7 protein-coding genes, 1 tRNA gene, 1 rRNA gene and 1 pseudogene are annotated in these 10,135 nt (G+C 46.5%); 5 read left to right on the top strand and 5 right to left on the bottom strand.

The window, feature by feature from the left end:
• The first annotated feature begins 50 nt into the window (after positions 1-50).
• A 5S ribosomal RNA gene (gene rrf, locus ACF8OV_RS11450) occupies positions 51-166 on the top strand.
• 69 nt (positions 167-235) lie between these two features.
• Positions 236-326: transfer RNA gene (locus ACF8OV_RS11445), tRNA-Ser, on the top strand.
• Positions 327-1,287: 961 nt separating this feature from the next.
• Here the strand turns inward: ACF8OV_RS11445 and ACF8OV_RS11440 are convergent.
• From ACF8OV_RS11440 to hemC, 4 genes are read right to left on the bottom strand one after another with little or no spacing between them, the layout of a single operon-like run.
• Positions 1,288-2,469 (bottom strand): heme biosynthesis protein HemY, encoded by a 1,182-nt coding sequence (locus tag ACF8OV_RS11440; protein ID WP_203505225.1) that lies wholly within the window; start codon positions 2,467-2,469, stop codon positions 1,288-1,290.
• A complete protein-coding gene (locus ACF8OV_RS11435) occupies positions 2,469-3,680 on the bottom strand; it encodes a uroporphyrinogen-III C-methyltransferase (protein WP_005496369.1) in 1,212 nt (403 codons plus the stop codon). The genes ACF8OV_RS11440 and ACF8OV_RS11435 overlap by 1 nt, the downstream gene beginning before the upstream one ends.
• A gap of 17 nt (positions 3,681-3,697) precedes the next feature.
• Complete coding sequence (locus tag ACF8OV_RS11430) at positions 3,698-4,426, bottom strand: uroporphyrinogen-III synthase (protein WP_025518357.1); 729 nt, start codon at positions 4,424-4,426, stop codon at positions 3,698-3,700.
• Positions 4,427-4,428: 2 nt separating this feature from the next.
• On the bottom strand, positions 4,429-5,367 hold the full coding sequence (gene hemC, locus ACF8OV_RS11425; protein ID WP_025540979.1) for a hydroxymethylbilane synthase: 939 nt from the start codon (positions 5,365-5,367) through the stop codon (positions 4,429-4,431).
• Positions 5,368-5,714: 347 nt separating this feature from the next.
• On the opposite strand from hemC, the gene ACF8OV_RS11420 reads away from it, so the two are divergent.
• Complete coding sequence (locus ACF8OV_RS11420) at positions 5,715-8,243, top strand: class I adenylate cyclase (RefSeq protein ID WP_005496375.1); 2,529 nt, start codon at positions 5,715-5,717, stop codon at positions 8,241-8,243.
• 63 nt (positions 8,244-8,306) lie between these two features.
• On the opposite strand, the gene cyaY is transcribed toward ACF8OV_RS11420, so the two are convergent.
• Complete coding sequence (cyaY, locus tag ACF8OV_RS11415; protein WP_005459084.1) at positions 8,307-8,621, bottom strand: iron donor protein CyaY; 315 nt, start codon at positions 8,619-8,621, stop codon at positions 8,307-8,309.
• On the opposite strand from cyaY, the pseudogene ACF8OV_RS11410 reads away from it, so the two are divergent.
• A pseudogene (locus tag ACF8OV_RS11410) lies at positions 8,601-8,812 on the top strand (lipoprotein). The gene cyaY and the pseudogene ACF8OV_RS11410 overlap by 21 nt on opposite strands.
• A 61-nt stretch (positions 8,813-8,873) precedes the next feature.
• Entirely contained in the window at positions 8,874-10,127 is a 1,254-nt protein-coding gene (gene lysA / locus ACF8OV_RS11405) for a diaminopimelate decarboxylase (RefSeq protein ID WP_005459130.1), read from the top strand.
• Positions 10,128-10,135: the final 8 nt, after the last annotated feature.

Raw genomic sequence — 10,135 nt, 5'->3', positions numbered from 1 at the left:
AATTGAATGTGTAGAGAACACAGAAACAGCTTTCCGAATTAAAGAATTTGCTTGGCGACCATAGCGTTTTGGACCCACCTGATCCCATTCCGAACTCAGAAGTGAAACGAAATAGCGCCGATGGTAGTGTGGGGTTTCCCCATGTGAGAGTAGGACATCGCCAGGCTTTAAATATCGTTACTCGTACTACGTGTAACAACATCTTCAGTGTACTAATCTGATGATGACAATTTGTGGAGAGATGGCTGAGTGGTTGAAAGCACCGGTCTTGAAAACCGGCATACGTTAATAGCGTATCTAGGGTTCAAATCCCTATCTCTCCGCCACTATACAGAAAGCCTGCAAAGAAATTTGCAGGCTTTCGTCATGTTTGACGTTTGAGAATTAGATGGGGTTTGTATTTAATCCCAAGTCGGTCGCGGCCCAGACTCTCTGTACAATTAAGAAGCCTCGCTAGAAATAGCGAGGCTTTTTTTATTTCAGCGCAAGCTGGAAATGAGAGGGGGTTGTCCCAATCTGGAAAACTAACTGGTCAGGACTATCCATCTTTTCGAAGACATTTTGGTGACTCTTTTGGAGCTATCCAAAAACCGATTCCATGCATCACAGACTTTGGAGATGATGTCGTCGTAACCCGTAAAAGATTGGTTGGCTAAATAGCGTTGCCTCAACCAAAGCCATACTTGCTCGCTAGGGTTTAGTTTTGGGAATAGGGTGGAAGTTTGATGACACTGACATTTTAAAGTCATTGGCTTTATCTTTTATGTATTGGCTCAATAGCTCTCTTTGCTCAGAAGTTAAGAATGGTGGTCTTCCTATTCTTGGCTTTTCTTACCGTCCTTCCAGCCCTTCTTCAAGAAAGGTTTAAACCTACTTATTGACACTGGTTCGGCTTACCTTGAGAAACTTGACGATTTGTGTGCGCTAGTGTCCATCTTTGAAATGAGCAAGGGTCAGTGGCCTCATTTTCATCTGAATGGATTTTTGCTGACTTGCGAGTTTTTAAAGTCGATATTATTGAGGCTGTCCATAGCGAATCAGTTCTGTTGTTGGACAGCCTCAATTGGATCATGTTTTTACTTAGATTGGTATTACTTGTCTGTTGAGTGGTGCTCATTGGCGTGGGTGGAGAAAAGCCAAAAAACGATAAGGGTCAAACTGTAGCGAGTGGTTTAAGAGAGAGGGGCTGGGTTTCTAGTTAATTGAATACGTGTTGATGGTTATGGATAAATGGCAGGCAATAAAAAAGCCGACAGTAAACTGTCGGCTTGATAATGTTGTTACTGGTTAGTCGTGCTGAACCAGCATCAGAGCTTTACGAGAGACTTCATGAGCTGCTTTGGTTAGATTTTGCTTCTCTAGTGTGTCTGCTAGGAAAGCATAATCAGATACGTCTGAGCGAAGTTTTAGAGCTATTTCAAAGTGCTCCTGAGCTTGTTGCCATTTCTCTTGGCGGAAGTAGAAGTGTGCTAGAGCGCTGTGTGCCACTGCGTTGTCAGCTTCTTTCTTTACTACGCCTTCTAGGAAGACTACTACAGGATGGATATCTGGTAGGTTTAAGTCTGGCAGTAGTTGGTAAAGTTCTGGTTCAGGCTGCTTTTTCAGTGCTTCTTTTAGTACGGTAAAGGCTTCGGTATCGGCTTTACGAGCGATAAGCTCACGTGCAAAACAAGCAATAAGATGCGTGTCTTGCTTCACTTTACGAGCCAGACTGTTCCAATGAGAAATTAGTCCTTCGCTACCTTGTTGTTGCGCGACTTCATGCAGTAAACCACATTGTGCTTTCTGAATCAGTTCTGCTTGCTCTTCTTCCGTTACTAGCTTTGCTTTTGCCAGTTGTGGCATTAGGTCAATCAATGGCTGCCACAATTTAAGCTGCATGTAAGTTGTTTTGAGTAAGTTCAAGACAATCGAGTTATTTGGGTATTGGCCTTTTAGCGATTGCAGGGTATCGAAAGCGGCTTCGAACTCATTATCACGAATAAATTGCTTGGCTCGAGTCAGTTCGACAGCGAGATGAGCATTCTCCTGTTGGCTAGCTAATGCAAGATAATGATCGCGTTTTGCTTTATCACCTTGACCTTGAGCAGCTTCAGAAGCAACGAGATAGCACAGTAGTGGCATATCATGGTGATTTGCCCAACGAGTGACTTTCTTCTCTGCACCTTTCCAATCACCTTCAAGGAGCTTGATAATGCCTTCATTGGTGTAGCGACGAGAACGACGCATTTTACGTACGCTGAAGTAGTTCCAAGTGCTTGAGCTTGCGTAAACCAACTTTTTAATCAGGTATTCAAGGAGGAAAAGACCAGCTAGCGCAGCGATAACGAAGATCACCAAAGTGGTCACGCTCATTTCGATGGTCTTGTTTGCTATTGAGATCAGTACATATCCTTGTTGACCAGAAAACTGAGTACCGGCAAATAGACCTGCACCTAGAACGACAAATAGGAAAATAAGGCGAATCATTATTTATCCCCCGTACCTGTCATTGTTGTGACTTCACGACGTAGTCGCTCACGAATCACATCCGATAGCTGAGATTGGCTTTCCAGTTTTGCAGGGTACTCAACTTGAATATTTTGTTGGCTTAATTGGTTGAGTGCTTTGTTGAATTCTTTCACCGCATTGTCGTCTTGATTGAAGAAAGCCATCGCCCACTTGTCAGCTGTCGTTAACGAAGTGGTGTAGATTTCGCCTTGTTCTTGGTAAACCGCTTTGATTGCTGTTTCAAGTTTGGCCTTGATGTTTTCTTTTAAATAGAAATGCTGCTCTGGAGACAATAATGGGATGACGTTGCCATCGCGAGTACGGAAAGTAATAAAGTTCTCAGAGAAGTCTTTCAGAGAGGTCATTAAATTATCTTGCCAGTTTGAAATGTCTTCTGATACTTCATGTTGAGCAACGACTTGGGCTTCCGGCAGTAGTGCATTTGCTAGAGGCAACTTATCTACTTGCTGCTGTAGAGCGGTTAAACGCAGAACAAGACCGTCACGGTCAATCAATGGGACAGTGCGCAGTTTGGTGATGTCGTTTGCCATCGCTTTACGCAGTTTAACTAAGCTTGGATCGTTTAGCGCGGCAATACGTTGGTCTGCGCTTTCCATTAGTTGAGTTGCGCTTTCTACGTCATGCTCTAAGAACAGTTTACGACCAGCCAACTTCACAAGGTAATCGGCCTCTGCCAATAGCCAGTCGTTTGGACGTCGGCCTTTCACATCTGCGACGGCGAGTTGTAAACTTTCAATGCTCTTTTGTTGTTGACCAAGCACCACTTCTGCTTTGTGCGTTACTGTGGTCGCTTTCTCGATGGTTTCTTCTTTAACTTGGTTTAGCTCTTGCTTCATCGAAGCTTGCGCTTTTTCTAGTTGGTTTTGTAGCTGAGCGATTTGAGTTTGGTAATCGGCTTGTTGCTCATGAAGTTTATAAGCGAGACCGCCACCGAAGATGATTGAAAGAATGATCGCTACGGTGCCGAGTTTGACACCACGTTTGCCTTGCTTCTCTTCAAATTCAACCTTTGTTGGTTCTGCTGGTTTTGCTGGCTCAACCGGTTTAGAGGCTTCCTTTTTAGATTCAGCATCCTTTTTCGGTGCGTCTTTTTCTGCTAGCGGTGCCGATGAGGTTTCTTCGGAAAGGTTTTTATCGTTATTTTTTTGGTCGTTATTTTTACTTGTCATGCCTATATCCTGTGTAGCTAGGGCTGGAGAGCAGCCAGTAATTCTTGGTTGGATGCGCTTCCTGTGCACCTCACCTGAGTGAACCCCCTTTGAATTGCAATGTCAGCGATGCGCTGGCTGGGGATATACAACTCTTGTTGATTAAGCCAAGTCAATTGCTCTGACGTCAATTGGCTGCACAAATAATCCAGTTGTTCACCACTGGTGACGACGATCTGGTCAATTTGTAGGGTTTTCCATAGTGAGACACAGCTTACTGGATCGAATGGGATGAATTCTCTCTTGTAAGTCTCACTATAGTGAACTTTTGCTCCGCGTCTCACCAATGCATCTTTGATCAGCTCTCTTCCTCCGTTACCACGAAGGATAAGAACCTGCTGCTGCTCTACATTCTGTAACGCTGGAAGTCGCAATAAGTGTTCACTATCACTGACTTCGGGATAGTGTACTTTCTGTTGGGTGCATTTGCTTAAATAGTGTGCTGTTTTTTGACCAACGGCAAGGTATACCGCTTGTTTCGGCCATGATGCGCCATTGCTGGTTAGGATTTGCTGGGCGCATTGCACGGCGTGTCGGCTAACGGCGATAACTATTTGAGCTTGATGGAGATGAGTCGTGAGGTGCGTGTCCGTGAGATCGGCAACAATGTCGATCAGCGGATGGTGGTGTGCGGAAATGCCGTGCCTTTCGAGCAGAGAGCAAAGCGCGCTGCCTTGCTCTCCCGGCCGAGTGACCAACACTGCCATGATTAATCGTGGGCTGCGTACAGCTTGGTTAGAATGTCGCGGGCACCGTTATCAAGTAGCTCGTTAGCCAACTGGATACCGAGCGCTTCTCCATCTTTACGGTGACCACGCACTTCGCCACGCACAATTTCGCTGCCATCTGGCTCACCGACTAGCGCGCGAAGCCAAATTTCATCACCTTCAAGTAGCGCGTAGCTACCGATTGGCACCTGACAGCCACCTTCAAGAGTTAGGTTCATGGCACGTTCGCACAACACGCGATCGGCGGTGTCTTTATGGTTGAGTGGCTCCAGAAGTTTGAGTAAGCGTTCGTCGTCTACGCGGCATTCAATACCTACTGCGCCTTGGCCAACCGCTGGCAGTGATTGTTCTGGTTCGATAAAGCTGCGAATTCGGTCTTCCAATTTCAAGCGCTTTAGACCTGCGGCTGCAAGAATGATAGCGTCGTACTCACCTGCATCCAGTTTGCCAAGTCGAGTCCCCACGTTGCCACGCAGTTCTTTGATAATGATGTCTGGGCGGTATTCTTTCAGTTGGCATTGGCGACGCAAACTGCAAGTACCGACGACCGCACCTTGAGGGAGTTCATCAATGCTGCTATAGGTATTAGAAACGAAGGCGTCGCGAGGGTCTTCGCGCTCGCAAATGGTCACGAGGCCAAGGCCTTCTGGGAAGTCGACAGGTACGTCTTTCATTGAGTGCACGGCTAGATCGGCGCGGCCTTCAAGCATGGCAACTTCAAGTTCTTTAACGAACAAGCCTTTGCCACCAACTTTAGCCAGCGGTGTATCCAAAATCACGTCACCTTTGGTCACCATGGTTACCAACTCGACTTCCAAGCCAGGATGAGCGGCTTGAAGAGCGTCTTTAACAAAATGAGCTTGCCATAGTGCAAGTGGGCTTTTTCGAGTTGCAATGCGAATTGGTGTGGATTGGGTCATGATCTTCTCAATGCTGTTTGGATTTGGCTTTATCCTACCATTCTCATAAAGAAATGCTTACTGTTAGTTAGTTATCTCGTGGGGCTAAGGAAGGATTTACATAAGGTTGTGAAAATAGTGTGACTGGATTCTCAATTAGACTAAGGACTATTATTAGTTAGAGGCGATTACAAGCGACACTACCGCGTCTTCATTTTTGTGACTAAAGTATGGTTTTACGTCCGGTGCGAATTACGGGTGGAAAACTTTACCAACTCCAATGAAAGTGTTAAATTGATCACGTTTTTAGGCCGTTTTGGTTTAAAACATCAGCAGATGTCCGTGATTGTTCAACCAAGGAATTACCCTTGCAGGCTTACACCTATACCATCATTCAGCGATTAGACAATTTGAACCAGCAGCGTATCGATCGCGCGCTGGCGCTTATGGATTCGCAAAGCCAGCAAGTTTTCCACTTGATTCCTGCCTTACTGAACTACAATCACCCAGTCATTCCGGGTTACTACGACGCTGACGTTCCGTACGGCGTACACGGGCTTGAACTCAATCCTATCCAACAGCAATTCATCGACGACATACAACTCGCTATTGGTCAGCCACTCAAGACGGCAGAAAAGCCAGCGATCTTGGGCTTATATACCATGGGTAGTACGTCATCGATTGGTCAAAGCACTTCCAGCGATTTAGACATTTGGGTATGTATTTCGCCAGAGATGGATTGCGACGAACGTGAACTGCTCACCAACAAATGTTTGCTGATCACCGATTGGGCGCAAAGCCAAGGGGTGGAAGCGAACTTTTTCTTGATGGATGAAGAGCGTTTTAGAAGTAACCATTCTGAAGAGATGACGGGTGACAACTGCGGCTCCTCACAGCATTTGCTTTTGCTTGATGAGTTCTATCGCAGTGCAGTGCGTATCGCTGGCCAGCGCCTGTTATGGCAAATTGTGCCACCAGAAATGGAAGAGTGTTACGACGAGTACGTTTCTCAATTGTGCAGCGATGGCTACATCGACTGTAGCGAGTGGATCGATTTTGGTAAGTTGAACCGCATTCCTGCCGAAGAATACTTTGGTTCGAACTTGTGGCAACTGTACAAAAGTATCGATTCGCCATACAAATCGGTATTAAAAGCCATTCTGCTAGAAGCTTACTCGTGGGAATACCCGCACACACAACTGTTAAGTATTGATACCAAGCGTCGATTCTTTGCCCATGAGCCAGATCTCTATGGCATGGACGCATACTACTTAATGTTGGAAAAAGTTACGCGCTATTTAGAGCGAATCCAAGACGATACACGTTTGGATTTGGTGCGTCGTTGTTTTTATCTCAAAACTCATGAAAAGCTGTCGCGTGAACCCGATGTCGGTTCGGTGGCTTGGCGTCGTGAAGCGCTGAGTGACATGATTGCGAAATGGAATTGGGATGACAGCGTGGTTGCCGAGCTCGATGATCGCCGCAACTGGAAAGTTGAACAGGTGAAAGTCGTGCATCATGCGTTGCTTGATGCGTTGATGCAGAGCTACCGTAACTTGATTCAGTTTGCGCGTCGCAACGACATCACATCCGCGATCAGCCCGCAAGACATCAGCATTCTTGCGCGTAAGTTGTACGCTGCGTTTGAAGTGTTGCCGGGTAAAGTGACGTTGCTGAACCCACAAATTTCCCCTGATTTACATGAACCAGATTTGAGCTTCATCGAAGTTAAAGAAGGCGGGGTGAACAAGTCGGGTTGGTATCTCTACAAGCAACCATTGATCGCACATCGCATTCTTGGTCAGCCATGTCTTGAGCATCACGAGTACTTGAGCAAACTGGTCTCGTGGGCTTTCTTTAATGGCCTAATCACCGAATCCACGCGTTTGCATGCCGTGGTGCGTGAAGCACAGCTAGATATCGATAAGTTCTACCAAATGGTGAGTGACTTACGAAATACCTTTGCACTGCGTAAACGTCGTCCGACGATGCAAGCGTTAGCGAGCCCGTGTGAAATCAGCCAGTTGGCGATGTTCATCAACTTCGAAAATGACCCTACGTCGGAGCTGTCGGGGCGTTCACTGAAAGTGGATGTGAAAAATACCGATATCTTCAGTTTTGGCCCTGAGCATAAGAACTTAGTCGGCAGTGTCGATTTGGTTTACCGCAACTCCTGGCATGAAGTGCGTACACTGCATTTCAAAGGTGAAACGGCGATGTTGGATGCGCTAAAAACCATTTTGGGCAAAATGCACCAAGATGCGTTGCCACCAGAATCGGTCGACGTGTTCTGCTACGCGAAAAACATGCGTGGTGTGATGCGTAATATGGTGTATCAGCTTCTTGCGGAATGCATCGACTTGCGTTTGAAGCCGGTGGAGCAAGAAAAACGCCGCCGCTTTAAAGCGATGCGTCTTGGTAACCAAACCTACGGATTGTTCTTTGAACGCCGCGGAGTGTCGGTGCAGAAGTTAGAAAACTCCATCGATTTCTACCGCAGCATTTCTACCAACAAGCTAAAAGGCTCGCCGTTGTTAATGCTCGACCGTGAGCAAGAATACCAATTACCAGAAGCGGTGGATGGTTTTGCCAGTGAAGGTTTGGTGCAATTCTTCTTTGAAGATAACGAAGACGGTTTCAACATCTATGTATTGGATGAGTCGAACCAAGTGGAAGTGTATCACCAGTTCAGTGGCTCAAAAGATGAGATGATCGCCTCGGTTAACAGCTTCTACACTTCGGTTAAAGACGACAGCCGCGTGGCGTCTAAGTTTATTAACTTCAACTTACCGCAGTACTATCAGATCATTCACCCTGAAGAGGGTAACGCTTACATCATTCCTTATCGCAATGATGGGTGCTCACCGCATCGTCCCACTAAAGCGGTAAACGCGTAACCATATCCATAAACAAAAAGAGCACCGAGGTGCTCTTTTTGTTTTGGTGTTCATCGAGAGGATTTACGCCCAATCAATCTCTTCGCCAGCGTGTTTTTCACACTCTTGCTTCACCATTTCAAACAGCTCCATGCCCGTTTTTGAGCAGGTCCATTTGTCTTCCACTAACTTGAAGTGGAAACCACCCGATTTTGAGGCCAACCAAATCTCATGCATTGGCTCTTGGCGGTTGATGATGATCTGGCTGCGGTCTTCAAACTCTAATGTCATTACGTTGCCAGACACCTCGTAATCAATGTCTGCGCCTGAATCATCGATGGATTCTTCGATGATTTGCATCTGCGCATCCACCAGTTGATGAAATTCAGTATCGTTCATCCGTCTATCCTATTGCTTTTCCTGAGTGTGGTGCGATTATAGGGGGCATTGATTCAATAATCACGATATGCCAAATGAAAAAATTAGTAACAGTGTTGTTTGTGATGGCTGCCGCGATGCTGGCAGGGTGTGGCCAATCTGGCTCGCTGTACATCCCAGATGACGCACAACAAAACGAGCAATCACAATAAATAACCGCACCTTAGGGTGAAATTAGGGTTCAGCAGTCGAATTAAATAAGGGAAGCGAATTTTGGATTACTTCAACTATCAGGATGATGGCCAACTTTGGGCCGAAGACGTCCCACTTCAAGCTCTTGCCGAGCAATATGGCACTCCTCTTTACGTATATTCTCGAGCCACGCTAGAGCGCCACTGGAAGGCGTTTGATAGTGCTGTGGGTCAACATCCTCATCTTGTGTGCTACGCAGTAAAAGCCAACTCAAACTTGGGCGTACTGAACGCGCTGGCTCGTTTGGGTTCGGGTTTTGATATCGTATCTGGTGGTGAACTAGAGCGTGTGATTGCAGCGGGCGGTGATGCGAAGAAAGTCGTGTTTTCTGGTGTGGGTAAAACGCCAGCAGAAATGAAGCGCGCACTAGAGCTTGGCATCAAGTGCTTCAACGTTGAATCAGAGCCGGAACTCGAACGCTTGAATAAGGTGGCGGGCGAGCTTGGTGTGATTGCGCCTATTTCGCTACGTATTAACCCAGATGTTGACGCGAAAACTCACCCTTATATTTCGACTGGTCTTCGTGACAACAAATTTGGCATTGCGTTTGACCGCGCGCCAGAAGTGTATCAATTCGCCCAGAGCCTACCTAATCTGAATGTGCAAGGTATCGACTGCCATATTGGTTCTCAGTTAACGAGCATTGACCCATTTATTGATGCAACCGACCGTTTGCTGGCTTTGATTGATGACCTGAAAGCACAAGGCATCAACATTCGTCACCTCGACGTTGGTGGTGGTTTAGGCGTGGTATATCGTGATGAATTACCGCCTCAACCTTCTGATTACGCGAAAGCGTTGTTGGGGCGTCTTGAAAATCATCAAGACCTAGAACTGATTTTTGAACCAGGCCGTGCGATTGCAGCAAACGCCGGTATTTTGCTCACCCGTGTGGAATTCCTAAAACACACCGAGCATAAAAACTTTGCCATCATTGATGCGGCGATGAATGACTTGATGCGTCCAGCACTGTACCAAGCTTGGCAAGATATTGTGCCTGTTTCCCCTCGTAATGGTGAGCCACAAACTTACGATTTGGTTGGCCCGATTTGTGAAACTGGTGACTTCTTGGGTAAAGATCGCGCGCTCGTTTTGCAAGAAGGTGATCTACTCGCGGTTCGTTCAGCAGGTGCCTATGGTTTTGTGATGTCTTCGAACTACAATACTCGTACCCGAGCGGCAGAAGTAATGGTGGATGGTAATCAAAGCCACCTTGTTCGCCAGCGTGAAGAGCTGACCAGTTTGTGGCAGCTGGAACAGATTCTACCGGAGTAACACACAAC

Origin of the sequence: Vibrio sp. GLN_1, assembly GCF_043106015.1 — a bacterium.
In the GTDB taxonomy this organism is placed as follows: domain Bacteria; phylum Pseudomonadota; class Gammaproteobacteria; order Enterobacterales; family Vibrionaceae; genus Vibrio; species Vibrio parahaemolyticus.
This window is presented reverse-complemented; position numbering and strand designations above follow the sequence as displayed.

Coding starts and splice junctions, on each gene's coding strand:
- cyaY (WP_005459084.1), bottom strand. CDS start 8,621: ATGAACGATACTGAATTTCATCAACTGGTGGATGCGCAGATGCAAATC.
- hemC (WP_025540979.1), bottom strand. CDS start 5,367: ATGACCCAATCCACACCAATTCGCATTGCAACTCGAAAAAGCCCACTT.
- ACF8OV_RS11435 (WP_005496369.1), bottom strand. CDS start 3,680: ATGACAAGTAAAAATAACGACCAAAAAAATAACGATAAAAACCTTTCC.
- ACF8OV_RS11430 (WP_025518357.1), bottom strand. CDS start 4,426: ATGGCAGTGTTGGTCACTCGGCCGGGAGAGCAAGGCAGCGCGCTTTGC.
- ACF8OV_RS11440 (WP_203505225.1), bottom strand. CDS start 2,469: ATGATTCGCCTTATTTTCCTATTTGTCGTTCTAGGTGCAGGTCTATTT.